Here is a 25,006-nt window from a genome sequence, read left to right on the forward strand (position 1 = left end):
CAAGCTTCGCATGGATCCGAATGACTAAAGGAGACATGCTATGGCTGCTCTTAACGCCATCACACCAACCCAATTGAGCCGATTGATCGGAACGCCTCAGGCGCCTGTTCTGATCGACATACGCACCGACGCGGATTTCAGTGAGGACCCGCGGCTGATACCGGGATCAACTCGCTTACCGCACACTGAAATCGACGCGATGACTCGTCTGATTGGCAACGACCCTTGTGTAATTATCTGCCACAAAGGCAAAAAGCTGAGTCAGGGGGCGGCGTCCTGGCTGCGCGGGATGGGCAAAAACGCCGAACATCTGGAAGGCGGGTTTGAAGGGTGGCACGAGCAGCGCGAGGCGCCGTTGATCCCACAGTCGATTCTGCCGGCGCCCATTAATGGCAGCACATTGTGGGTTACGCGCCAAAGGCCCAAAATTGACCGTATCGCCTGCCCCTGGCTGATCCGCCGGTTTGTTGACCGCAATGCACGGTTCCTTTTCGTCGCGTCGGAAGAAGTTCAGGGAGTCGTTGATCATTTTGATGCCACCCCCTTTGACGTTCCGAATGCATTTTGGACACATCAGGACAGCGGCTGCACATTTGACACGATGATCCGGGCATTTGACCTGCGAACCGAGGCGCTTGAGCGTATGGCCCGGATCATACGCGCTGCGGATACCGACCAGCACGATCTGGCCCCGGAAGCCGCTGGGTTGCTGGCGTTCTCGGTTGGTTTGTCCCGCCAGTATCGCGATGATCATGCTCAGCTTGAAGCTGGGTTGCACCTTTATGATGCCCTGTTCCGCTGGGCACGCGACGGATTTGATGAAAAGCATGACTGGCCATCGGGTCATGGCGCATGAAACCTTCGACACTGGACCTTTTCAAGGTATTCGGACGGATCGGCCTTTTGTCATTTGGGGGGCCCGCTGCCCAGATCTCGCTGATGCATCAGGAACTGGTCGAGCACAGGCCCTGGCTGGATGAACAGACCTATCTGCGCGCGCTTTCCTTGTGCATGTTGCTGCCCGGTCCCGAGGCAATGCAATTAGCAACCTACGCAGGCTGGCGCTTGCGCGGCGTCGCGGGCGGGCTGATTGCGGGCAGCCTGTTCGTGTTGCCGGGGGCGTTTGTCATTACTGTTCTGGTCGCGCTTTATTCAGCATTCGGCGACGTTCCACTGGTGCAATCCGCATTTACCGGCATCAAGGCGACCGTCATCGTGATCGTCCTGCAAGCCCTGCGCAAGCTGTCAGGTAAGGCGCTGACGGATACGGAACATCGTGTCATCGCGGGTCTGTCGTTTCTGTCGATCTTTCTGTTCGACCTGCCCTTCCCGCTGATCATTCTGATCGCGGCCCTGTGGGGATATTTGCGTTACCAAGGACCTATTGAAGCAGCCGCACCGCAGGACACGCCGGACTTTGCCCGCTCGGCCCGAACGATAGCGATCTGGTTGCCGCTTTGGCTGGGGCCGCTTGTTGCGTTAACACTCAGCGGCCACCAATTGCTCAGCGATCTGGGGTGGTTCTTTGCCCGTCTGGCTGTCGTGACCTTTGGCGGTGCCTATGCCGTTCTGGCCTACATGTCGCAAACGGTTGTGGATCAGTACCACTGGATCAGTGCAGACCAGATGATCGACGGATTGGGGCTGGCAGAAACCACCCCCGGACCACTGATACTGGTTACGCAGTTCGTCGCCATGCTGGCGGGCCAGATCAACGGTGGGTTCTCATTGGCGCTTGCAGCGGGCGCTGTCGCGCTATGGGCAACGTTTGTGCCCTGCTTTTTGTGGATTTTCCTGACGGCCCCCTATCTTGATCGGTTGGCCTCGCGCCCCCGCCTGTCTGCCGCCCTTCACGGCATCACCGCCGCTGTTGTCGGAGTGATTCTCAACCTTTCCGTGTGGTTTGCCCTGAATGTTCTTTTCGAATCGGTGCCAGACATAAATTTGGGTCCGGCGGCAATACCCGTGCCCCAAGTGTCTTCGCTGGACAGCCCGGCTCTTGCATTAACCTTTATCGCTGGCATATTGATATTTCGACTTAAATTGGGGATTGGTACGGTGCTGTTTCTGATGTCATTGGCGGGACTGGCTGCACACAATATCTGATCAATCCGATCATACCTGCCCTTTCGTTTCCGAACAAAACCCCTATGCTGAGCTTAACCACTTTTGAGGATGACACATGTCGCAAGGCATCGACTACGGCAACCTGATGCACACCGCCATGCGCGGGCTCATCAAGACTGTGCTAACGGATGTTTCGAAATCAGGCCTGCCCGGGGCGCATCACTTTTTCATTACCTTCGACACACGCGAAGATGGTGTGGATATCGCCGATTGGCTGCGCGACCGGTATCCGGAAGAAATGACAATCGTCATGCAGCACTGGTTTGAAAACCTCGAGGTTGGAGAGAACGGATTCGCCATTACCCTCAATTTCGGGGACGCACCGGAGCCGCTTTACATCCCCTATGGCGCGATCAAGACCTTTGTCGACCCATCGGTGGAGTTTGGACTGCGGTTCGAAAGCCCCGATGACGAAGATGAGGACGATTATGTTGCAGATGACTTGATCGAGGTCGAAGAGGAAGAAGAGGCGCATCACGACGCCGATATCGTGTCGCTGGACAGCTTCCGCAAATAAGCCTTTGAGCCCCGCAGGGCGCAGGGTTCAGCGTTTCATCAGAAATGTTTCGACAGAGCGGGATTTCTGACCGTCTATGAAGCGAGAGAATGACAGGTTCAGCCCGTCCTCGGCCAATGTTCGATCGAACTGCTGCAGTTCATATCCGCCGTCCACGTCGATGAACAACGAAAACACCGTCAGCGTTTCGTCTTCTATACGCCCCCAGACAAAGGGTTCACCTTTCATCGGATCCAGCGGAACCTCATGACCAAACACGTTGCGCTTCATCGCGGCTGAAAACACATCCGGGCGGTCCGAGGGCACGAAGTCGATGGAAAACTGCTGTTCTTTTACCCGCCCGTCCAGCTTATAGGTCGTGGTTTGCCAGCTGACGTTGAACCCGTTCTTGGTTTCGAAAATAGAAACGCTCATATCCCGCGGGGTTGAGGTTCCGTCCGCATCCACGACATTTGCCGAACCCACATAATCCCCCAGGAACGGAGTTATGTCTGCGGCACGCGCAGGTGCGCCCAGAACAGACAGCCACAAAGCACAGACAGCAAATAACACGATCGCTTTTTCAAGCGTAATGCGATGGAAATTTGACATCTTGTCCTCCAAGGCAGCTACGAACCTATTGTAGCTGAGAGGGGGCCGCGCACAATGGCACATTCCCCGACGATTACGATTAAAGTGACGCACCCCACGCCTATACCTTTGACGCCCTTGGGTTTAAGGTGCGCGCAACTGGCCGATTGCGTCACGGCTTGGCTGCGGCTAAACGGCATACAACAGCATACCAGACGGAGTGACAGATGTCTCAGACCCGCACCGAATCCGACAGCTTTGGCCCGCTCGAGGTTCCTGCCGACAAGTATTGGGGCGCGCAAACGCAGCGTTCGATCATGAACTTCCCGATCGGTTGGGAAAAACAACCCATTGCCATTGTGCGTGCGCTGGGCGTGATCAAGCAAGCCTGCGCGATGGAAAACAAAGCGACCGGCAAGCTGGATACCAGGATTGCCGACGCCATCATTCAGGCCGCGGGTGAGGTGATCGAAGGCAAGTTCGACGACAACTTTCCGCTGGTCGTATGGCAGACGGGTTCGGGCACGCAGTCGAACATGAACTCGAACGAGGTCATCGCGAACCGCGCCATCGAAATTCTGGGCGGTGTCATCGGTTCAAAAGACCCCGTGCATCCGAACGATCATTGCAACATGGGTCAGTCGTCGAATGACACCTTTCCAACTGCGATGCACATCGCCACGGCGATGAGTGTTCGTGACGTCCTTCTGCCCGGGCTGGAAAAGCTGGCCTCTGGTCTTGAGCAGAAGGCCGATGAGTTCAAGGGCATCATCAAGATCGGTCGGACTCATACGCAGGATGCAACACCTCTGACACTGGGGCAGGAATTCAGCGGTTATGCCCACCAGATCCGTCAGGGGATTGCACGCGTTCACGCAGCGCTGCCCGGTATTTATGAGCTGGCGCAGGGTGGCACCGCCGTAGGCACCGGCCTGAACACCCAAAACGGTTGGGGCGAAGCTGTGGCGGGCCATATGGCGCAGATCACCGGCCTGCCCTTCGTGACCGCGCCGAACAAGTTCGAAGCGCTGGCCGCCCATGACGCCATGGTCTTTATGTCAGGGGCTTTGGCGACAATCGCGGGCAGCTGCTATAAGATCGCAAACGACATCCGTTTCCTGGGCTCTGGCCCGCGTTCGGGGCTTGGCGAATTGATCCTGCCCGAGAACGAGCCCGGCTCGTCCATCATGCCCGGCAAGGTGAACCCGACCCAGGCCGAGGCGCTGACACAGGTTGCTGCGCATGTGATGGGCAACAACGCCGCGATGAATTTTGCAGGCAGTCAGGGCCATTTCGAGCTGAACGTCTATAACCCGATGATGTCCTACAACCTGTTGCAATCCATTCAGTTGCTGGGCGACGCTGCCGACAGCTTTACCGAGCGGATGTTGCTGGGCATCAAGGCCAATGAACCGCGCATCGACAAGCTGATGAAGGAATCGCTGATGCTCGTGACGGCGCTGGCCCCGACCATCGGCTATGACAACGCCACCACGGTCGCCAAGACCGCGCATAAGAACGGCACAACCCTCAAGGAAGAAGCCATCGCGCTGGGGTTTGTGGACGAGGCAACCTTTGATGCCGTTGTGCGCCCCGAACAGATGATCGGCCCGAAAGACTGATGGGCAAGCCGGTCAACCTGAACCGGTATCGAAAAGAAAAGGCGCGGGCCGAAAAGAAGGCCCGCGCAGATCAGAATGCCGTCGCCTTTGGGCGCACCAAGTCCGAGAAAGCAATCGTCAGGCTTCAGCAGGGCAATCAGAAGCGTGACCTTGACAATCACGAGCTGGATGAATGAGCGGTCGACCGGTAAAACGTTCATTGACCCTCAAGGGACACCGGACATCAGTCTCGCTTGAAGACGAATTCTGGCGGGCATTTCGCGATATTGCGAAAGAAAAAGATCAGCCAATCAATGCACTGGCCGCGCAAATTGATGTTGACCGCGACCCGGAAACCGGATTGGCCTCGGCTATTCGCGTGTTTATTCTGAACTGGTACCGAGACAAGGTTTAATACTTGTCAGATCTTGGTCGTTGGGTGTAACGTCCCCAAGGAACAAAAGGGGTACATTAATGGGTAACACGATATCTGGACCTGACGGTCAACCTCGGTGTTCCTGGTGCCAGGCAGCGCCGGAATTCTTTGACTATCATGACAACGAATGGGGGTTTCCGGTCTCGGATGATCAGCGATTGTTCGAAAAACTGTGCCTGGAAAGTTTTCAATCGGGTCTTAGCTGGCGCACGATCCTGAACAAGCGCGAGAAATTCCGAGAAGCGTTTTACGGATTTGATTTCAACAAGATGGCTGAGTTCTCTGAAGCCGATGTTGAACGTCTGCTGCAAAATGATGGGATCATTCGCCACCGGGGCAAGATCGAGGCGGTGATCAACAACGCCCGCCGCGCGCAGGATCTGGTGGCGTCAGAAGGATCGCTGGCAGCCTATGTCTGGCGGTATGAGGCGGAAACCCCGCCGCCCCCGCAATCGGCATCCACATCGCCCGAGTCGGTGGCTATGTCGAAGGACCTCAAGAAACGGGGCTGGAAGTTTGTTGGCCCCACGACGGTGTTTGCGTTCATGCAGGCCATGGGGCTGGTCAATGACCATGCCGAAGGCTGTATCAGCAGAAAAAAAGCGGCACAGTTGCGCCGCTCTTTCACGAAACCTGTCTGAGGATCAGACCGAGGCTTTGAAGATCTTGTCGATATTGCCGCCCAAAGCGGCGTTGAATTCGGCGTCCGACTGCTGTTTCGAGAGACCTTCGGTCAGTGCGCGCGAGAAAGACGCGATCATTTTGCCGTTCTGTTCCAACAGGTTGCAGGCCTCTTCGGTCGAATACCCGCCTGACAGCGCGACAACGCGCAGAACACGCGGATGGTCGGCCAGTTCGTCATACAGGTTTGCCTGTGTCGGGATCGTCAGCTTCAGCATGACCTCTTGCCCTTCGGCCAGCTGGTCCAGGTTCTTCAGGATTTCAGCTTTCAGAATGTCCTCGGCCTCGGCCTTGGTTTCTGAATGAATGTTGACCTCCGGCTCGACGATTGGAACCATTCCGGCGTCAGTCACTTCACGGGCGACGTCGAATTGCTGGGCGACCACGGCCGCGATGCCGTCGGCATTGGCCTCGTGGATGACCGAACGTTCCTTGGTGCCGAATACGCCTTCTGCCTTAGCCAGCGTGTCGGCCAGACCGGGGATCGGCTTCATCAACTGAACGCCGTTGGCCTGATCCTCAAGGCCCTTGTCGATTTTCAGGAATGGCACGATGCCTTTGACTGACCAGAGGTAATCAGCGACCTTGCGGCCCTCGATCTCTTCACCAAGGGTGCGTTCGAACAGGATCGCACCGATGACTTTGTCTTTGGTGAAGTCATTTGCCAGAATGATCCGCGCGCGCATCTTTTGAATTTCGCCGAACATCTCAGCGTCCGAGCTGTAGGTCGACGCGTCAACGCCGTACAACGCTAGAGCTTTCGGGGTCGAGCCGCCGCTTTGATCCAATGCCGCGATAAAGCCTGCGCCGTTGATCATCTGCGCGCGCTGTTCTGCTTTGGCCATAATGTTTTCCCGTTCAATGATGATTCCGATGTCTTCCCCCGCATACATCACAGTCAGGACCGATGGTAGTTTGTTAGCGCTCAACCAGCCGCAACCATATGCCATCCCTGGATCGAACGGTCAGATGGGCCACCGGAACCGGCGTTTTGCCGCTGATTGTTTCGAATTTGAAATTTCGCACCAGCATCGACAGGATCAGCGGCCCTTCGACCATGGCAAACCCGGCCCCGGTACAGACGCGGGGACCTGCGGAAAATGGAATATATGCCTCGCGCTGGCATGTTTTGCCGTTTTCACTGTTCCAGCGGGTCGGGTCAAAGCCGTCGGGATTGTCCCATAACCGTTCGTGACGGTGCAGATGCCAGGGGCTGATTACGATTTGTGACCTTTTGGGAACGTCTCTGTTTCGAAACTGGTGTGGGCACGTGGCCTCTCGCACCATCATGGGAACTGGTGGGTAAAGGCGCAGTGCCTCGCGAAACACGTCGCGACTGATCTTGAGTTTGGAAACCGAGGCAAAGGTCGGATCGTCCAGAGCGGCAGCTTCGTCAGCAATCCTTTCCTGCCATTCGGGAAAAAGCGCCAGCAGATACAATGTCCACGCCAGGGCTGATGCGCTGGTTTCATGGCCTGCCAGAAAGAAGATCGCGACCTGATCAACCATCTCCTCGGGCCCGAAAAACTGGCCGGTTTCAGGATCAGCGGTTGTCATGATCTTGGTTGCCAGATCATCGGGGGCGGTTCCGGCCTTGATCGCCTCGGCCCGCTCATGGGTCAGGTCAGTGATCAGGTTACGAATGTCTTCGGCGTTTTTCCGTGTCGTCCGGGAGTGAAACCGAGGCATCCATTTGGGCAGCGGAACGAAGGCTGCAAGGTTCAGCAGTGGTTGTTCGCGCTGGTAGTTGCGGAACTTTTCAAACACCTTGCTGGCTATGGCGTGGTCGATTGGCACCGAAAACAACGTGCGAAAAATCACATCCGCAGCGGCGTGGCTTGTTTGTTCTTCGACTTCGATCTGTTTGCCGACATGGGGGCGTAACCGCTCAACGCATGCGTCTGCCGCGGCCAGCATGGCGGGAAACGTATCTTTCAACCGCCCGCCCTCAAATGCCGGGTCAATGATGCGCCGCTGACGTTTCCACGTCTCTCCATTGGTCAGAAACACCGAATTTCCAAGCAAGGGGCGCAGGCCTTCGCTGATCCGGTCCGATTTAGGGAAATCTTCGGGGCGTTTCCTGAGGACGGTGTGAATCAAGTCCGGTTGATTGATCAGGAAAGATCGAAAGAAGGGAGTCCTGAATTCGGCCATCCACGCGCGGTAAAGGCGCGCTGGCTGTGCAGACAGCAGATCCTGACGAAACAATTTCAGATAACGCAGTAGGGAAACCTTGTCTGCGCGCGGCTGGGGCTTGGGCGGGGTCATGGACGCACCGACGTGTATTTGGACACTGGCGTCTCAATCCGGCTGCGCGAAGGTGTGCGCCCAAGGAACCGCTGTTTCAGCGTCAAAGGGCCTGCCGTAATTCGGAAATAGTCGTACGGACCCGGCTTATCGAATGCGCAAAGGTACTGAAAATGCAGCCGGAAAAACCGCCAGCGCAGGGCTTTCCAACGTTCAGGTAACAGGGTTTGGGTAAAGGCCGCCGACAGGACAAGCGGCCAACGTTTCTCCGGCCCGGCCACCCCTGTAACGGCCACCGGATCACACAGCGCAAATGCGCAGCCATCCCCGGGGGCCGAGACATCGACCCATGTGATGGCTGAACTGGAGGACAGGAACTGAAGGTCGGACCGAAGGCCCTGCGCATTTGGCAGAAAGGACACCATAGGCACCACCTGCCCCAGGCTGAGGAACGACAACTCTGCCCCTTGTTGCGGCACCGCCCTGTCGCGGATCAGGTCGGCCAGAACAGGCACCGCCAGATGCGCGCCCGAACTGTGGCCTACCACCAGAACCTCATCCACACCAGATATCAGCGCGGCTTCAATCGCCTTGCGGAATGCGGCCAGCCTGTCCTTCAGTTTAAGCGGAGTTTCCCCCTTCAGCTGTGCGGAATAGGCATAATCATGCATCAGGTAGTAGGCAAACAGCCGGTTGTCGATCTTGCGGAACCACAGCATCAGCGCAACCGCAACGGCGATACCCGGAAACAGGCCCCACCAGCCGGCCACAACCACAGATGCCCACACGACCGCAAGCGCAACCAGCAACTGAGACACCAACATCGCCACCGGATAGAGCGCCGCAATCACCGGGCCTTTGCGCAACCGCATGAGGCGCCACAAAGCACCGGTCGAAATGTATATCCACGCCGTGTGCGCCAACTTCGCATAGGTTGCTGGGATCGACGCGGACATGCTGTCGCGCACGATGTCTGACCAGACCAGTACTTCGATCTCTGTCTCAACAGACGCACCGTCCTGCATTGATGTCACGGACCAGCCGAACAGACCTTTTGCGGACTTAGGGGCAATCGTGATCTCATATCCTGAAATCCGGGCCTGCGCTTGCGACTCGGTTCGGTAAAGCTCGCGATATCGTCGCGGCGGCATCGGGTCATAACCGGGGATGTAGAACACCCGGCGTTTGCGCACCTGTGACTGATTTCTCTGACTGCTCATGCCTTTACCTTCTGCCGCGCAGGTTAACGCAGGCTTTAGGTCAAGGTAAGGGGGTCAGACGCTCAGCCGAAATTCGCAAGCGCCGGAAAGGTTTCCAGCAACCACCAACTGAAGCGGGTGAACAGGCCCGTGATCAGCATGATGCCCACGAACAGCAGCAGCCCACCCATGACTTTTTCGATCACACCCATATAGGGTTTGATCCGGTTCATCACGGTCATAGAGCGGTTGAGGAACATGGCAGCCAGCAGAAACGGAATACCCAATCCAGCCGCATAAACACCCAGTAACAGCGTTCCACGCGCCACCGAGGCCTCGGATGCCGCAAGTGACAGGATCGCGCCAAGTTGGGGGCCTATGCAAGGCGTCCAGCCGAAGGCAAAGGCCAATCCAAGAATATAAGCACCAAAGACCGAACCACCGGAATCACCGGTTTCGATCCGCGCTTCGCGGTCCAGAAAGGGGATGCGGAAGACGTTCAGGAAATGCAGACCAAAGACAATGACAACGGCACCGGACAGTTTGGCGAAAAGTACCTGATTTTGCAGCACAAACGCCCCGAAGGCAGATGCAGTGAAACCCAACAGCAGAAAAACTGTCGACAGGCCCAACACAAAGAACAGCGCTGACATGGTTGCCTTGCGCCGGGCGCGGGCCTCATCCTGCATCTCGTTGATCGTGACACCGCTCATATATGCCAGATAGGGCGGCACGATGGGCAGCACACAAGGCGACAGAAAGCTGATCAGGCCACCCAGCAGGGCAACAAACATGGCGGGCAGCAGCCCCGCGTCTATGATTTCTATTCCGAACATGTTTTAGCACATAAGTGATGAATGGCGGTCCGTCACGGGGCCAATGAGTCACATCCTCGTGCTTGGAATCTGGACAATATTACAACTTCGCCCTATCCCGAAAATCATGTCAGAGATTACAGATACGCTGGATGCGCTGGGCCTTCTGTGCCCCCTGCCCGTCCTCAAGGCCCGCAAACGGCTGAAATCCATGCCGCAAGGCTCTGTGCTGCGTGTATTGGCTGATGATCCGGCAGCCATCATCGATGTCCCGCATTTTTGCGCCGAAGCTGGCCACACCTTGCTGTCTCAGGATTTCGACGGCGCACATCAGATCTATCTGATCCGAAAATCCGACTGACTTAACGACAAAAGAAAGGCGGGCAAACCTGCCCGCCCTTTCATCATTTACCCAGCGACCACCATCCGCGCCGTTTGGGCCTGTCGGATTCTGGTTCAGGTTCATCTGCCACAGTTTCAAGCACCGGTTCAGGTTCTGTTGCCACGGGTGTTTCTGCAACGGGCGCGTCTTCGACCGGCTCATCGGCAGATTGAACTGCAGGTTCTTCCACCGCTGCCACCGCTTCAGCCTGTGCGACTTCTTCGGTCTGTTCGGCTACCTCTGTTGCTTCAGGCGCAGCATCAGCGGCCTCAACAGCTTCGCTTTGCTCGGCGACCGCCGCCTCGGCAGGTTCGGCTTCGGCGTCTGAGGCCGCTTCTTCAACCGCGGGAGCATCAGCCCCGGCATCGGCGTCCGTTGCTGCAGGCTGTTCCGCAGCCTCATCTGCTACAGAATCTTTCTTACGACGACGCGGAGCGCGCTTACGCTTAGGCTTGGCAGGTTTTTCCTCTTCGGTCGCTTCGGCTTCGGCTGCCTCGACAGTGGTTTCGGTTTTAGCGGACTCACCTGTGGCATCCTCCTGCTGTGTCCCTTCACCGTCATCCGCGCCCTGTTCCGGCGCGTCACCATTGCCCCCACCCTTCTTGCGACGACGACGGCGGCGCTTGCGCTTGGGTTTGGTATCGTCTTCGGTCGGCGCGATATCCTCTTCGGTTTCTTCCTCTTCCGAAGAATCGACCATATCCATCAGCGAGGCATCGACCGAAACGACAGGTGCTATCGCTTCTGGAACAATGCGGCTGGCAGTCTTGAATTTCTCCATCGAGAAATCCGGGCTGACCAGATGCACATCGCCTTCGATCCGTACAGACAGGCCATAGCGCGATTCGATCTGGGCAATATGCTCGCGCTTCTGGTTCATCAGGAAGTTCGCGATACTGACCGGGCAGCGCACCAGAACCTCGCGCGAGCGGCGGCGGGTGCCTTCCTCTTCGATCTGACGCAGGATCGACAGCGCCATGTTGTCGTCCGAACGGATCAGGCCGGTGCCATGGCATGCCGGGCATGGCTGCGTGGTCGCCTCGATCATACCGGGGCGCAGCCTCTGACGGCTCATCTCGAGCAGGCCAAAACCTGAAATCCGGCCGACCTGAATGCGGGCGCGGTCGGTTTTCAGCTTGTCCTTCAGACGCTTTTCAACGGACGCATTGTTCTTGCGCTCGTCCATATCGATGAAATCGATGACAATCAGACCGGCAAGGTCACGCAAACGCAACTGGCGCGCCACTTCTTCCGCGGCCTCCAGGTTGGTTTTCAGCGCCGTTTCCTCGATCGAGCCTTCTTTCGTGGCCCGGCCCGAGTTCACGTCGATTGCCACCAGCGCTTCGGTCACGCCGATCACGATATACCCGCCAGATTTCAGCTGAACGGTCGGGTTGAACATCCCCGCCAGATAGCTTTCCACCTGATAGCGTGCAAACAGCGGCAGCGCGTCCTCGTACCGTTTCACATTCTTGGCGTGCGACGGCATGATCATCTTCATGAAGTCCTTGGCGATACGGTATCCGCCTTCGCCCTCGACCAGAACCTCGTCGATATCGCGGTTATAAAGGTCCCGGATCGACCGTTTAATCAGATCGCCTTCTTCATAGATCTTTGCAGGTGCGATGGATTCCAGGGTCAATGCCCGGATCTGCTCCCACAGGCGTTGCAGGTATTCATAGTCGCGCTTGATTTCCGACTTGGTGCGCTTGGCGCCCGCAGTCCGGATGATCAAACCTGCCCCTGTCGGGACATCAATATCCGCGGCGATTTCTTTCAGTTTCTTGCGGTCAACCGCGTTGGTGATCTTGCGGCTGATCCCACCGCCACGCGCGGTGTTTGGCATCAAAACACAATAGCGACCGGCCAGCGACAGATATGTCGTCAGGGCTGCCCCTTTGTTGCCGCGTTCTTCCTTGACGACCTGCACCAGCAACACCTGGCGCACTTTGATCACTTCCTGAATCTTGTACCGGCGCGGGCGTGGCTTGCGTGGAGGGCGGATGTCCTCGCTGTCATCTTCCTCGGCCACGGTTTCAATCGTGTCATCTTTCGCGGCTGCGTCAGCGTGTTCTTCATCCGCGTCGCCATCTTCTGCGTCCTGGTCATCCTCAGACGATTTAGATGCGTCATCGCCATCATCAGCGCTTGAAGCGTCTGCCGGGTCATCGGAATCCCCTGCTGCGTCGTCTTGTGAAGACTCAACCATTTCAGCTTCAGCCTCGTCTTCCGAAGCCGTTTCCTCAGCAGCGTCATCTGACACAGCTTCCGGCGCTTCGTTGTCCTCAGGCTCCTCAACAGGTGTTTCAGCGACGACTTCCATTGGCGATGTCCCTTCGGGCACCTCCATGTCGGCATCGTCTCTGTCGTCAAGGTCGATGGTTTCCATACCCGTCGGCTCGGTCGAAACTTCCATCGTTTCGACCAGATCGTCCGATTTAAGATCCGCAGCCTTCGACCGGGAGCGCGAACGCCGCTTCTTCGGCTTGCCTTCGTCGGCCTCATCCCGCGCCTTCATGGCCTCGGCATAAGCGCGCTCTTCCTCCATCAGCGCCTCACGGTCGGCGATGGGGATCTGGTAATAGTCCGGGTGAATTTCCGAAAACGCCAGGAAGCCGTGCCGGTTCCCGCCATAATCCACAAAGGCCGCCTGAAGCGACGGCTCAACCCGTGTTACTTTTGCAAGATAGATGTTGCCAGCAAGCTGGCGCTTGTTTTCGGATTCAAAATCGAACTCCTCGACCTTATTTCCGTCAACCACCACGACGCGGGTTTCCTCCGCGTGGGTGGCATCGATAAGCATTTTCTTAGCCATGTGTCCTTGGTGCACCGCGCCAAACGCGTTGTCCTGACCCGTCCAGGTGGACAGGCACATTTGGGGAGGTGTCTTGTCAGGGCGATATTGGACGGCGCACGGCAGGGTCTGGCGCTGTGGCCCCCTGCCCGGTCACTCAATCGTTGCGCGCGCGTCATCGCGGTTCTTCTCCGACAGGCACGGTTCGCGCCGCCGCCTGCCCATTATTCCTTTCGCCCGACATGTCGGACTCAGGTACTACATTGCCCCAAATGGGGCACAATCGGTCTGCATTGCGGCGAACAATCCGTCATCACCATCAGCAAAGCAGCGAAACTCAATGATTCGGGGCTTATGGACACAAAATTGGCCCGGCCCGTCCGGATACAATAAAAGCAGTCCTGTGGAAAAGACAATGGGCAAACTGCACCGCCCCTAACGCGGCGAGCGGGATCGCCTTCATCTGGCCAAAAATATCCCGGGGGAGTCGCCACAGGCGACGGGGGCAGAGCCCCCGTCCCAAAGTCTACAGATAGTCCGACCGCTGGAGGCCGTACTTGGCCATCTTTTCATTCAATGTCCGGCGCGGAAGGCACAATTCATCCATCACAGACGCAATCGAGCCTTTGTGCCGCCGCATCGTGTTGTCGATCAGCATCCGTTCAAAGGCTTCGACATATTCCTTCAGCGGCTTGCCTTCAGTGGTCATGACCGGCTGCATTTCCTCGTGATCTGACATCAACAGCGAGGCGATCGTTCCGGATCCGCGGCGCGATTGCAGCACCGCGCGTTCGGCAATGTTGATCAACTGGCGCACGTTCCCCGGCCAGGGCGCTTGCAACAGTTGTGCCGCTTCCTGAGCGCTTACCTGAGGCGCATCACAGCCGTATTCTTCCGCGAACTGCTCGCCCAGGCGGGTGAACAGGGTCAGAATATCCTCGCCCCTCTGACGCAGGGGCGGCATGGTGATGCGCAAGGCGGCCAATCGATAGAACAGGTCAGGCCGCAAGACATCTTCCGACGTTTTTCCAGCCTCCTGCAGGTTCGAGATCGCAACGATGCGTGTCTCGGCCGGTGTGCCCTGCTCGTTCATCACGCTAAGCAGCTTGGCTTGCAGGGAATCGCTGAGCGCTTCGACATCTTCCAGAACCAGCGTCCCGCCCCGCGCCTCTTCGATGGCGGGCAATTGGGCATCTTCCGGCATCATCGGTCCAAACAGACGTTTGGCCAGCGCGTCTTCCTCGAGCGCCGCGCAGGACACCAGCACGAACTTCTTTCCAGCGCGGCTGCCAACCGCGTGCAGGGCGTGTGCAACAAGCGTTTTTCCGGTCCCTGTCTCTCCGTCGATCAGCACATGGCCATCCGCCTGGCCCAGATCGAGGATATCCTCGCGCAGGCGTTCCATAACCGGGCTGGCGCCGATCAGCTTGTTCATGATCTGGGTGCCACCGGACAATTCCCGACGCAGCGCCCGGTTGTCCAGCGTCAGACGCCGCGCATTGCTGGCCCGTTTGGCCAGTTCCGACATACGGTCCGGGTTGAAGGGTTTTTCAAGGAAGTCGAAGGCTCCGACACGCATCGCCTCGACAGCCATCGGAACATCGCCGTGACCGGTGATCATGATCACGGGCAAGGTGCTGTCAGCGCCCATCAGCTTTTTGAGAAGCTGAATGCCGTCCATTCCGGGCATCTTGATGTCCGAAATAACAATCCCAGGATAATCCGGGCCCAACACCTTGAGCGCATCTTCCGCGCTGGCGAAGGTTTCCGTGTCATATCCGGACAAAGCGAGCCACTGACTGATCGACTGGCGCATGTCCTGTTCATCGTCAACAATGGCAATTTTCATGGCTTGTGCCATAGTCATTCCTCGTTATTCCGCGGCTTCAAGGCCGTCGCTTCCCAGTGCAGGCAACTGCATTTCAAACACCGCACCGCCATATTGGCCGTTGCGCGCAGTCAACCGTCCCCCATGGTCGTTCACGATCCCTGACGAGATGGCAAGCCCCAGACCAACACCGTCTCCGGGCTGTTTGGTCGTGTAGAACGGCTCGAACAAGTTTTCGATATCCTCGATTCCGTGCCCGTTGTCGCGTACGGTCAGCACGGCCGTGTCACCCGCTGCCAGGATGATTTCCACATCCGGCTCCGCCACTGATTTGGTGGCGTCCAGTGCGTTTCGCAAGAGGTTGACCATGACCTGCTCAATGCGCATTCGGTCCCCCATCACGATCACGGGTTCCTCTGGCACGATCTGCGTGATCTTGACGTGACGCTGACGCAGTTGCGGCTCCATCATCGACAGGGACGAGGCCAGCGCGTCACCAAGATTTACTGGTGAAAACGCATCTGCCCCCTTGCGCGCATAAGACTTCAGCTGCCGGGTAATTGCGCCCATCCGTTCGATCAGACCATCGATGCGACCAAAGCTGGCAAGGGCCTCTTCCGGGCGGTTGCGGCGCAGCAACAGGCGGGCCCCGGCCAGATAGGTTTTCATTGCCGCCAGTGGCTGGTTCAACTCGTGACTGACCGCGGCCGACATCTCGCCCAAGGCGGCCAGTTTCGAGCTTTGCGCAAGCGTCTGTTCCGCCAAATCCAGCGTCTTTTCAACCCGTTCACGTTCAGCGATTTCCCGCTGTAGCCGTGCGTTCAATGCGCGAAGCTCTGCCGACTCGCGCTGGAACAGGGTCATGCGCAACGTGGCACGGCGGCTCAACGCATAGAACGCAAGCGCCAGAAGAATCGCAAACCCCATGATTTCCAGCGCCAGAACGCTGTTCACCTTTTCCCGGATCGAGGCATAGGTCGTGAACGACGTCATCTGCCAGCCGCGGAACGGAATGCGCGTTTCGATCCGCATTACCGCTTCGCCCTGAAGATAGGCATCAGGCGGCAGCGCGGTCCAATCGGTTGTAGCGCGGATGGCGCGCTGGATCGCACCTTGTGGAGGCTGGCGCAACATCGCCGTGTTCTCATCCAGCCCGCGCCACCGGGGTTCCGTAGACAGAATGATGTTGCCAGCGCTGTCGGTAACCATCACTGCATCCGAGATACCGGCCCAAGCGCGTTCGAACTTTTGCAGGTCAACCTCGACGACGATTACCCCCAGAAACTCGGCCCCGTTCTCCAACCGGCGCGAATACACAAAGCTGTATCCGCCTGCGTCCTTGGGAATAACGGAAAATATCGTCGCGTTCGAGCGGATCGCATCCACAAAATAAGGCGTGTTCCGATGCCCTTCCCCCAACCTGCTTCGGTCAGTTGCGGCAACTGTTCGCCCGTCGCTGTCCAGCAATACCAGAGAGGCCGCGCCGATCTCTTCCACGAAGGAGATAAGGCGTTGTGTCGACAGGGTGTAATCGCCTGACTGCAATGCCGAAATCAACGTCGGGTCGCGGGCAAGCAATTGCGGAACAATCGAGTTGCGGCGCAACTCACTCAGCAAGTTGCCCGAATACAGAGTCAGCCGCAGTTCCGCCCGGTTGCGCGTGGATTCGGTGAACCTGTCGGTCAACAGTCGGTTCGTGATCCATACCGTTGCAATTGTCGCGACCAGCAGAACAAGAACCGCCAGCCGCAACCGCCAACCCAGCGGTGCACCACGAAACGGTTTCAGCATATTTGACCAGCCAGATCGAACTTCGGGGTTCATGGTGAAAGGTTAAGCCCCGGCGGGCGAGACCTCAAGTCACGCCGCTTCAAACACACCTGACAATGCGCGGAACAACGCCACCCCGTCTGTGCCGCCATGACCCTGATCCGCTGCGCGTTCGGGGTGCGGCATCATTCCAAGCACGCGGCGGTTTTCCGACAGGATCCCGGCGATATCCCCGACCGAGCCGTTCGGGTTTTCGGCATAGGTGAACGCGATCCGGTCCTGATCCTTCAAAGCGGCCAGTGTCGCGTCATCCGCAAAATAGTTGCCATCGTGGTGCGCTATCGGAATACCGATCACATCGCCTGCGTTGTAACCGCTGGTAAACGCGCTGTCGCTGGTTTCGACCTTCAGGCCGACGGTCTTGCAGATATATTTCAGCCCGGCATTGCGCAGCAACGCGCCCGGCAGGATGCCGGTTTCCGTCAGAACCTGAAAACCGTTGCAAATTCCGACGGCATAACCGCCGCGCTGCGTGTGTTCGACGACGGCCTTGCAGATCGGCGATTGCGCTGCGATAGCGCCGCACCGCAGGTAATCTCCGTAAGAGAACCCGCCCGGCACACCCACGATATCAATACCTTCGGGCAAAGCCGCGTCTTTGTGCCAGACCATATCGACCTGAAAACCGGCCTGCTCAAAGGCGACGGCAAGATCTCGGTCACAGTTGGATCCGGGGAATACGATTACGGCTGCGCGCATGGCGGGCCCTCCTACGAGACAAAATCTGTGACAACCGCAACACCCGGAGGCGTTGGATGGTCAAAAGCGGCAAGCTCGGCGCTTACCTGGTTCAGGGTTATTTTCCGGGTCACCAGCGGGCTCAGGTCGACCCCTTGACCGGTGATCAGGGACAACAGCGATGGATAGCGCCAGCTTGGCATCCCACGGGTGCCAAACACGGAGAGCTGACCAGAATAGAGCACATCCATCGGCAGCGACATCTGCACATGGTCCCCCGCGGGCATTCCGATTTGCACCATGCGGCCCAATTTACGCAGGGATCGAATGGCGGAAACGGTCGTGGCTTCGACGCCAAGCGCCTCGATCGCAACATGGGCACCACCACCGGTGACGTCTTTCACCGCCTGTGGGGCATCACATGTTGCGGCGTTGACCACCGCATCGGCGCCCAGAGTTTTGGCATAAGCCAGCTTGTCTTCGGCGATATCGACAACGATTACACGCGCGCCAAGCGCCTTGCCCAGAAGAAGCGTTGATATTCCGACACCGCCGCCGCCAAAGACAGCAATCCACTCACCACCCCGCACCTGCGCCCGGCCAACAAGCGCCTGCCACGCTGTGGTTACGCGGCACCCCAATGCGGCGGCGATTTCAGGCGCGATGCTGTCGGGCAAGGTTGTCAGGTTGGCATCGGCATGAGCCACGGCAACATATTCAGCAAAGGCCCCGTCACAGGTAAAGCCGGGTACGACCTGGTTCGGACAGATTGTCTGATGACCCTGCGCGCAGTCCGGACAATGCCCACAGGCTAGGATGAAGGGCGCAATCACCCGGTCCCCGACACGCCACCGTGTGACGCGCGTTCCGACCGAGACCACCTCGCCACAAAACTCGTGACCGGGTGTCATGGGCAGGACAACGTCGGGGTCTGAGCCCGACCAGGCGTGCCAGTCGGACCTGCACACGCCACAAGCCAGCACCCGCACCACAACACCGTCTTCGGTGGGAACCGGATCGGGGATCGTCGACACCTCAAGCGGTTGACGATAGGTGATCAGACGCGCGGCCCGCATTAATCAGACCAGTTCGATCTCGTAGCGTTCGATGACGGTGTTGGCCAAAAGCTTTTCGCACATCTCGGTCACGTCTGCCTCGGTCGCGCCATCGGCAAGCTCAAGATCGATGACTTTGCCTTGGCGTACGCCTTCGACCTGATCAAAGCCCATTGCACCCAATGCGTGCCGTACTGCTTCGCCCTGCGGGTCCAGCACCCCGTTCTTGAGCATCACATGAACCCGTGCTTTCATTTTGGCAACTCCACCTGTGGGCCGCATACAAGGCCCATTTCGTTGCGCGGGGGATAGCGCGCCTGATGGGTTTCGACAACCCTGTTTCAAACGCAGTTTGCCGCAGGCGAGTGACGATCCTGCGCCGTCAGTTGGACCTGAGTAGTTTTGTTGGCGCAGCAGCTGGAAACTTCGGAATAGTCATCTGATCAAACGGCCCGGCCACACGCAAACACCCTGCTCTGCCAACAACTTGGCAAAGGCAAAACGCCGCCCTGAGGGGGCGGCGCTGCTGAGAAGGAATGTTTAGTTGATCAGCGTCGGCTTGGTGACATTACTGGCAGGCAGCACACCCAGCCTTCGGGCGACCTCGGAATAGGCATCTGTCAGACTGCCCAGATCGCGGCGGAATACATCCTTGTCCAGTTTCTGACCGGTCTTGATATCCCACAGGCGGCAGCTGTCCGGGCTGATTTCATCCGCAACAACCAGCCGCTGATAGTCGCCTTCAAACACGCGCCCGATTTCGATCTTGAAGTCAACCAGACGGATGCCCACCGCAAGCATCACGCCGCTCAGGAAGTCGTTCACGCGCAGCGCAAGGCTGAGGATGTCGTCCATGTCCTGCTGGCTGGCCCAGCCAAACGCGGCGATGTGTTCCTCGGTGACAAGAGGATCGCCCAAAGCGTCATCCTTGAAGCAATATTCAACGATCGGACGTGGTAATTGCGTCCCTTCTGCGATGCCAAGACGTTTCGACATCGAACCGGCCGCGTAATTGCGCACGATCACTTCCAGTGGAATGATCTCGCAATTGCGCACCAGCTGTTCGCGCATATTCAGGCGCCGGATGAAGTGGTTCGGAATGCCAATCTGGGTCAGCCCGGTCATGAAGAACTCGGACAACCGGTTGTTCAGCACGCCTTTGCCGTCAATCACGTCTTTCTTCTCGGCGTTGAACGCGGTGGCGTCATCCTTGAAATACTGTACGATGGTGCCCGGCTCGGGGCCTTCATACAGAATTTTGGCCTTGCCTTCGTAGATTTTCTTGCGACGCGCCATAAGCGACCTTTCCAGACTGGCGAAAGGGAATGAGTCCCTTCACGTTGGCGTCCTCATAGTGCAAGCCCTGCGTTCCCGCAAGTTCGCTGCCCCGAGGGCCTTTGACGCAGCGCAAATACCTTGCACCCGGGGTGTCCTATTGTCATATCATCAGTGAGAAACGGTAATCCAAGGGGTCCCCAACCAATGACCACATTCGACGAACGTGAAGCCGCGTTTGAAAGCAAATTCGCCCATGACGAAAAGATGCAGTTCATCGCACGGATGCGCCGCAACCGCTTTATGGCTGTCTGGGCGTCCGCGCTGAAGGGCGAAACTGTTGAACAGGCACGGAAATACGGCCAGGAACTGGTTCATACCGACCTGCAGCATGTCGGTGAGGACGACGTTGTTGAGGCGGTCAAGACCTACCTGGGTGATCTTGCGGATGAAGCCACGATCCGTTCGAAAATGGCCGAGCTTCTGGTTGAGGCCAAAGAACAGGTGATGGTGGAAAGCGAGCACTGATTGCCTGAAATGCAAAATTCATGATCTTCATGAGTTTTATGAAATTGATTTGACGCCCTGGTCATGAGACACGGGGCGTCTCTGTTTTTTTTGCAGCGTTTTTACGCTTTTTCTGGAATAACCCTATGACAAACGCGCTGAGCAAACTTCTGGACACCAAAGACGCCATCCTTACGGACGGTGCGACCGGGACCAATTTATTTAACATGGGCCTGCAGTCAGGTGACGCGCCTGAGCTGTGGAATGTGGATGCTCCGGACAAGATCAGAGCGCTTTACAAGGGGTCCGTCGACGCGGGCAGCGACCTGTTTCTGACCAATACGTTTGGGGGTACTGCCGCGCGTCTGAAACTGCATGATGCACAGAACCGCGTGGGCGAGCTGAACCGTATCGGCGCAGAACTTGGACGTGAAATCGCGGACAAAGCCGGGCGCCCTGTAGTCGTGGCCGGATCTGTTGGACCCACCGGCGAGATTATGGAACCGGTCGGCAGCCTGTCGCATTCCGAAGCGGTTGAAATGTTCCATGAACAAGCCGAGGCTTTGAAAGCGGGCGGAGTTGACGTTCTTTGGGTAGAAACCATCAGCGCACCAGAGGAATTCCGCGCAGCAGCCGAGGCCTTTGCACTGGCCGACATGCCCTGGTGCGGCACGATGAGCTTTGACACGGCCGGGCGCACGATGATGGGTGTCACCTCGGCCGATCTTGCGCTTTTGGTTGAAACCTTGCCAAACCCACCGATCGCTTTTGGGGCCAATTGTGGTACCGGCGCGTCGGATATCCTGCGCACGGTTCTGGGTTTTGCAGCGCAAGGCACCGAGCGCCCGCTGATCTCAAAGGGCAATGCGGGCATTCCGAAATACGTGGATGGCCATATCCACTATGACGGGACACCCGAACTGATGGGTCGGTATGCCACCATGGCGCGGGATTCGGGCGCAACAATCATCGGCGGGTGCTGCGGGACCATGCCCGATCATCTGCGCAAAATGCGCGAAGCGCTGGATACCACTTCGCGCGGCGAGCGTCCGACACTGGATCAGATCACCGAGGCACTGGGGCCGTTTTCGTCGGCTTCGGACGGAACCGAGGGAGACGCAGGCCCCGAACGCCGCACGCGTCGCCGTCGCCGCGCCTAACGTTTATCAACGCCCTTCGAATTTCGGAGGGCGTTTTTCCATGAACGCCACCACGCCTTCTGCAAAATCCCGCGACCGGCCACATTCACCTTGAAGATGCGCTTCGGTCGCAAGCTGCTGCTGCAATGTGTTTTCATACGTCCCGCGAATGGCACGTTTGATCGCGCCATAGGCGGCAGTTGGACCTTTGGCTAGATACTCTGCCCTTTTGTGCCAATGTGCAGCGAACGCATCATCGGGCACAGCTTCCCAGATCATACCCCATTCTTCGGCCTGTCGGGCGCTGATCTTGTCAGCAAACAAGGCGGCCCCCATCGCTTTGGCCAAGCCCATCTGGCGCGGCATGAACCAGGTGCCCCCGGCATCGGGCAGCAGACCAATACGCGCAAAGGCCTGTAGGAAATACGCACTCTCAGTCGCAATAACCACATCCGCACACAGCGCAAGATTGGCCCCTGCCCCCGCAGCAGGTCCGTTCACAGCTGCAATCGTCGGAACCGGACAGCTGTGGATGGTTTCCAGCATCGGCTCGTATTCGTCGCGCAATGACCGTTCCAGATCGATCTTGCCAGTTGATGATGCATCGCCCAGATCCTGCCCGGAACAAAACGCCGGCCCTGCCCCGGTGATAACGATACAGCGCGCCTTAACCGCGGCGTCTTTCATCGCGTGGGTAATCTCTGCCCGCATCCGAGTGGTCAGCGCGTTCATCTTGTCCGGCCTGTTCAGGGTTAGAACCGCCAGACCGTCCGATATGTCCAATAGAACCGTTTCGTAATTCATGAAGACTTTTCCCCTCGCGCCACGTGTTTCAGCACATTTACTTGTCCGGGCAGGATGGGAAAAGCAGAACCAAACGTCAGTCTTCAAGAATCTGGCGAAGGCGTTCCTGTTCTTCCGCGCTTAGAGCTTCGGTTTCACCCGAAACCTGCGCCTTAGCGCGCGTGCGAAGAAAGTTCAGCCCGACTACGGCAGCGATCAGCAACATGATCGGCCCGGCAAGCCACAACAGCAGGTTCGAGCCGTTGGTGGTCGGCTTGAGCAGGACATATTCGCCGTAGCGGTCAACGATAAACGCGACGGCCTCTTCGTCGGTGTCACCCGCAACCAACCGTTCGCGTAAAAGCAGACGCAGATCGCGCGCCAGTTCAGCGTTGCTTTCGTCAATGCTTTCATTGCGACATACCAGACAGCGCAATCCAACACTCAGGTCGCGCGCCCGCTGCTCCAGAACAGGGTCGTCCAGGACCTCGTCAGGTTGTACCGCAAACACCGGCGCTGCAAGCAACATCAGGATTAGAACAAGGCGTCTCATTCCGCAGGTACTCCGCCAGCTGGTGTTTTTCGCGCACCTGCGGCGACGCGGAACCGCCTGTCGCTCAGGCTAAGGACACCGCCGAGCGCCATCAGAATACATCCACCCCAGATCCAGTTCGCCAAAGGCTTGATATAGGTTCGCATGACCCAGCCGCCATCTGCCTGCTGATCCCCGATGACGACGTAAAGATCACCAAGAAAACGATAGTCAATCGCGGCCTCGGTCGTCGGCATGCGCGCAACGGGATAATCCCGTTTCTCGGGATGCAGCGTTCCAATGGCGCGACCGCCCTTTTCCACCAGAACATCAGCCGTGGTTGAAAAATAGTTCGGCCCCTGAACCCGTCGCACGTCCTGCAACGTCAGTGTGAACTGACCTACTTCGAACGGCTGGTTCAGCTGCGCCACACGGATATCTTCCGCCTCCCATGCGGTCAGACCGGCAATCGCAAAGATCGCCACCCCAAGGCCGGTATGGGCAACTGCCTTACCCCAATCGGCGCCTGGAAGTCGGATCAGACGTTTGAAGCTGCCATTGCGGCCTGTTCGGCTCCACAAATCAATGGCTGCACCGAATGTGATCCATGCCCCCAGGAACAGGCCTACGGGCCCTAACGCGCTGCGGCCGGTCTGCATGGCCCAAACCAACAGCGCAATCGCCAGCGCGAGACCAAAGGCATAGCGCAGGGACCAGGCCGTTTTGCCCAGCCGACCGCGTTTCCACGGCAGCATCGCCCCGATTGGCAGAATCAACCCCAGCAAAACCATGAACGGAGAAAACGCCGCGTTGAAAAACGGTGCCCCAACCGAAAGTTTGCGGTCAAACATCATCTCGGCCACCATCGGCCACATCGTCCCGACAAAGACGACGAAGCAACTGACCGCCAGAAGGACATTGTTCACGATCAGCGCGCTTTCGCGGCTGACCATGCCAAAAACGCCCTTGGCCTCCATCGCCTGTGCCCGCGCGGCAAACAAGGTAAGCGCGCCACCGATGAAGAAGACCAGAATGATCAGGATGAACACTCCCCGTTCAGGATCATTGGCAAAAGCATGTACCGAGGTCAGTAGCCCTGATCGCACGATAAAGGTGCCGATGAGGGAAAATCCAAACGCGATGATTGCCAGCAGAATGGTCCAGCTTTTCAATGCTTCGCGCTTTTCCACAACTATTGCCGAATGCAACAGCGCCGCCGCCAACAGCCAGGGCATGAAGGACGCGTTTTCGACCGGGTCCCAGAACCAGAAACCGCCCCAGCCGAGTTCGTAATAGGCCCACCAGGACCCCAGCGCGATACCGATAGTCAGGAAAACCCAGGCCGCCAGCGTCCAGGGGCGCACCCAACGGCCCCATGCCGCATCGATACGCCCTTCGATCAGGGCCGCAATCGCAAAGCTGAAAGCCATGCTCAGCCCGACATAGCCGAGGTACAGAAACGGCGGATGGAAGGCCAGCCCGGGATCCTGAAGCAGCGGGTTCAGGTCGCGCCCGTCAAACGGAGCGATGGCCAGCCGGTCAAACGGGTTCGACGTTAACAGGATAAAACCGAAAAACGCCACGGCAATGGCCGATTGAACGGCCAGAACACGGGCTTTGAGTGTCGGTGGCAAGCCGCCGCCAAAGAAAGCCGCCATCGCTCCAAACAGGGTGACGATCAGCACCCAAAGCAGCATGGATCCTTCGTGGTTGCCCCATGTTCCGCTGATCTTGTACAGCATCGGCTTTGCCGTGTGGCTGTTCTCGACCACGATCCTGAGGGAAAAGTCAGAGGTTACAAACGCCCAGATCAAAGCACCAAATGCAAACGCCGTCAGCAGGAACTGCACGATGGCGGCGGGCTCTGCAAAAACCATCCAGCCGGTCCAGCGTTTTGAGGCGCCGATCAGGGGCACAACGCTTTGCACAATTGCGACAAAGAACGCGAGGATCAGGGTGAAGTGGCCAAGTTCTGTAATCATGCCCCGGAATATACGCCGGTGCGGAACC

At 57.8% G+C, this 25,006-nt stretch carries 25 protein-coding genes; 10 read left to right on the forward strand and 15 right to left on the reverse strand.

Going from position 1 to position 25,006, the window contains the following annotated elements; genetic code table 11:
* Nucleotides 1-40 precede the first annotated feature (40 nt).
* The 3 genes from I9188_RS03245 to I9188_RS03255 all read left to right on the forward strand — a co-directional run bounded on the left by I9188_RS03245 (nucleotide 41) and on the right by I9188_RS03255 (nucleotide 2,644).
* Nucleotides 41-856: a chromate resistance protein ChrB domain-containing protein gene (locus I9188_RS03245; RefSeq protein ID WP_209503997.1), complete on the forward strand. Its 816-nt coding sequence runs from the start codon at nucleotides 41-43 to the stop codon at nucleotides 854-856.
* The gene (chrA, locus tag I9188_RS03250) at nucleotides 853-2,106 is read left to right on the forward strand and encodes a chromate efflux transporter (protein ID WP_209503998.1); all 1,254 of its coding nucleotides are present in this window, start codon (nucleotides 853-855) and stop codon (nucleotides 2,104-2,106) included. The genes I9188_RS03245 and chrA overlap by 4 nt, the downstream gene beginning before the upstream one ends.
* A 76-nt stretch (nucleotides 2,107-2,182) precedes the next feature.
* Nucleotides 2,183-2,644, forward strand: coding sequence for a ClpXP protease specificity-enhancing factor SspB (locus tag I9188_RS03255; protein WP_209503999.1), 462 nt, complete (start codon nucleotides 2,183-2,185; stop codon nucleotides 2,642-2,644).
* 27 nt (nucleotides 2,645-2,671) lie between these two features.
* Here I9188_RS03255 and I9188_RS03260 read toward each other — a convergent pair whose 3' ends face one another.
* Entirely contained in the window at nucleotides 2,672-3,235 is a 564-nt protein-coding gene (locus I9188_RS03260) for a hypothetical protein (RefSeq protein ID WP_209504000.1), read from the reverse strand.
* Between the two features lie 206 nt (nucleotides 3,236-3,441).
* On the opposite strand from I9188_RS03260, the gene fumC reads away from it, so the two are divergent.
* From fumC to I9188_RS03280, 4 genes are read left to right on the forward strand one after another with little or no spacing between them, the layout of a single operon-like run.
* Nucleotides 3,442-4,836, forward strand: coding sequence for a class II fumarate hydratase (fumC, locus tag I9188_RS03265; protein WP_209504001.1), 1,395 nt, complete (start codon nucleotides 3,442-3,444; stop codon nucleotides 4,834-4,836).
* Nucleotides 4,836-5,012 (forward strand): DUF4169 family protein, encoded by a 177-nt coding sequence (locus I9188_RS03270; protein WP_209504002.1) that lies wholly within the window; start codon nucleotides 4,836-4,838, stop codon nucleotides 5,010-5,012. The genes fumC and I9188_RS03270 overlap by 1 nt, the downstream gene beginning before the upstream one ends.
* Nucleotides 5,009-5,230, forward strand: coding sequence for a ribbon-helix-helix domain-containing protein (locus tag I9188_RS03275; RefSeq protein ID WP_209504003.1), 222 nt, complete (start codon nucleotides 5,009-5,011; stop codon nucleotides 5,228-5,230). Before I9188_RS03270 ends, I9188_RS03275 begins: the two co-directional genes overlap by 4 nt.
* 59 nt (nucleotides 5,231-5,289) lie before the next feature.
* Nucleotides 5,290-5,892, forward strand: a complete 603-nt coding sequence (locus I9188_RS03280) for a DNA-3-methyladenine glycosylase I (protein WP_209504004.1) — start codon at nucleotides 5,290-5,292, stop codon at nucleotides 5,890-5,892.
* Between the two features lie 3 nt (nucleotides 5,893-5,895).
* Here the strand turns inward: I9188_RS03280 and I9188_RS03285 are convergent, their stop codons facing one another.
* The 4 genes from I9188_RS03285 to I9188_RS03300 form a co-directional block, all read right to left on the reverse strand.
* Nucleotides 5,896-6,777: a fructose bisphosphate aldolase gene (locus tag I9188_RS03285; RefSeq protein ID WP_209504005.1), complete on the reverse strand. Its 882-nt coding sequence runs from the start codon at nucleotides 6,775-6,777 to the stop codon at nucleotides 5,896-5,898.
* Between the two features lie 73 nt (nucleotides 6,778-6,850).
* Entirely contained in the window at nucleotides 6,851-8,200 is a 1,350-nt protein-coding gene (locus tag I9188_RS03290; protein WP_209504006.1) for a cytochrome P450, read from the reverse strand.
* The gene (locus I9188_RS03295) at nucleotides 8,197-9,399 is read right to left on the reverse strand and encodes a hypothetical protein (protein ID WP_209504007.1); all 1,203 of its coding nucleotides are present in this window, start codon (nucleotides 9,397-9,399) and stop codon (nucleotides 8,197-8,199) included. The genes I9188_RS03290 and I9188_RS03295 overlap by 4 nt, the downstream gene beginning before the upstream one ends.
* 62 nt (nucleotides 9,400-9,461) lie before the next feature.
* Nucleotides 9,462-10,214, reverse strand: coding sequence for a cytochrome c biogenesis protein CcdA (locus tag I9188_RS03300; RefSeq protein ID WP_209504008.1), 753 nt, complete (start codon nucleotides 10,212-10,214; stop codon nucleotides 9,462-9,464).
* A 106-nt stretch (nucleotides 10,215-10,320) separates the two neighbouring features.
* On the opposite strand from I9188_RS03300, the gene I9188_RS03305 reads away from it, so the two are divergent.
* Nucleotides 10,321-10,554 carry a sulfurtransferase TusA family protein gene (locus I9188_RS03305; RefSeq protein WP_209504009.1) on the forward strand — a complete coding sequence of 78 codons (234 nt, stop codon included), beginning with the start codon at nucleotides 10,321-10,323 and terminating at the stop codon, nucleotides 10,552-10,554.
* 43 nt (nucleotides 10,555-10,597) lie between these two features.
* Here I9188_RS03305 and I9188_RS03310 read toward each other — a convergent pair whose 3' ends face one another.
* The 7 genes from I9188_RS03310 to purC form a co-directional block, all read right to left on the reverse strand.
* Nucleotides 10,598-13,390: a ribonuclease E/G gene (locus tag I9188_RS03310; protein ID WP_209504010.1), complete on the reverse strand. Its 2,793-nt coding sequence runs from the start codon at nucleotides 13,388-13,390 to the stop codon at nucleotides 10,598-10,600.
* Between the two features lie 505 nt (nucleotides 13,391-13,895).
* Nucleotides 13,896-15,230: a sigma-54 dependent transcriptional regulator gene (locus I9188_RS03315; protein ID WP_209504011.1), complete on the reverse strand. Its 1,335-nt coding sequence runs from the start codon at nucleotides 15,228-15,230 to the stop codon at nucleotides 13,896-13,898.
* Nucleotides 15,231-15,242: 12 nt separating this feature from the next.
* The gene (locus I9188_RS03320; RefSeq protein ID WP_209504012.1) at nucleotides 15,243-16,988 is read right to left on the reverse strand and encodes an ATP-binding protein; all 1,746 of its coding nucleotides are present in this window, start codon (nucleotides 16,986-16,988) and stop codon (nucleotides 15,243-15,245) included.
* Nucleotides 16,989-17,057: 69 nt separating this feature from the next.
* Nucleotides 17,058-17,726, reverse strand: a complete 669-nt coding sequence (gene purQ / locus I9188_RS03325; protein ID WP_209504013.1) for a phosphoribosylformylglycinamidine synthase subunit PurQ — start codon at nucleotides 17,724-17,726, stop codon at nucleotides 17,058-17,060.
* Between the two features lie 11 nt (nucleotides 17,727-17,737).
* Nucleotides 17,738-18,781: a zinc-dependent alcohol dehydrogenase family protein gene (locus I9188_RS03330; RefSeq protein WP_209504014.1), complete on the reverse strand. Its 1,044-nt coding sequence runs from the start codon at nucleotides 18,779-18,781 to the stop codon at nucleotides 17,738-17,740.
* Nucleotides 18,782-18,784: 3 nt separating this feature from the next.
* The gene (purS, locus tag I9188_RS03335; RefSeq protein WP_117872765.1) at nucleotides 18,785-19,015 is read right to left on the reverse strand and encodes a phosphoribosylformylglycinamidine synthase subunit PurS; all 231 of its coding nucleotides are present in this window, start codon (nucleotides 19,013-19,015) and stop codon (nucleotides 18,785-18,787) included.
* A gap of 285 nt (nucleotides 19,016-19,300) precedes the next feature.
* The gene (gene purC, locus I9188_RS03340) at nucleotides 19,301-20,056 is read right to left on the reverse strand and encodes a phosphoribosylaminoimidazolesuccinocarboxamide synthase (protein ID WP_209504015.1); all 756 of its coding nucleotides are present in this window, start codon (nucleotides 20,054-20,056) and stop codon (nucleotides 19,301-19,303) included.
* A gap of 186 nt (nucleotides 20,057-20,242) precedes the next feature.
* On the opposite strand from purC, the gene I9188_RS03345 reads away from it, so the two are divergent.
* Both I9188_RS03345 and bmt read left to right on the forward strand, forming a co-directional pair.
* Nucleotides 20,243-20,563, forward strand: a complete 321-nt coding sequence (locus I9188_RS03345) for a DUF1476 domain-containing protein (RefSeq protein WP_209504016.1) — start codon at nucleotides 20,243-20,245, stop codon at nucleotides 20,561-20,563.
* Nucleotides 20,564-20,688: 125 nt separating this feature from the next.
* On the forward strand, nucleotides 20,689-21,702 hold the full coding sequence (gene bmt / locus I9188_RS03350; protein ID WP_209504017.1) for a betaine--homocysteine S-methyltransferase: 1,014 nt from the start codon (nucleotides 20,689-20,691) through the stop codon (nucleotides 21,700-21,702).
* Nucleotides 21,703-21,708: 6 nt separating this feature from the next.
* Here the strand turns inward: bmt and I9188_RS03355 are convergent, their stop codons facing one another.
* From I9188_RS03355 to I9188_RS03365, 3 genes are all read right to left on the reverse strand, one after another.
* Nucleotides 21,709-22,485: an enoyl-CoA hydratase-related protein gene (locus tag I9188_RS03355; protein WP_209504018.1), complete on the reverse strand. Its 777-nt coding sequence runs from the start codon at nucleotides 22,483-22,485 to the stop codon at nucleotides 21,709-21,711.
* Between the two features lie 76 nt (nucleotides 22,486-22,561).
* Nucleotides 22,562-23,017 carry a cytochrome c-type biogenesis protein gene (locus I9188_RS03360; RefSeq protein WP_209504019.1) on the reverse strand — a complete coding sequence of 152 codons (456 nt, stop codon included), beginning with the start codon at nucleotides 23,015-23,017 and terminating at the stop codon, nucleotides 22,562-22,564.
* Nucleotides 23,014-24,978, reverse strand: a complete 1,965-nt coding sequence (locus I9188_RS03365; RefSeq protein ID WP_209504020.1) for a heme lyase CcmF/NrfE family subunit — start codon at nucleotides 24,976-24,978, stop codon at nucleotides 23,014-23,016. The genes I9188_RS03360 and I9188_RS03365 overlap by 4 nt, the downstream gene beginning before the upstream one ends.
* Nucleotides 24,979-25,006: the final 28 nt, after the last annotated feature.

It is taken from the genome of Ruegeria sp. HKCCSA071, from assembly GCF_017872555.1.
In the GTDB taxonomy this organism is placed as follows: domain Bacteria; phylum Pseudomonadota; class Alphaproteobacteria; order Rhodobacterales; family Rhodobacteraceae; genus Ruegeria.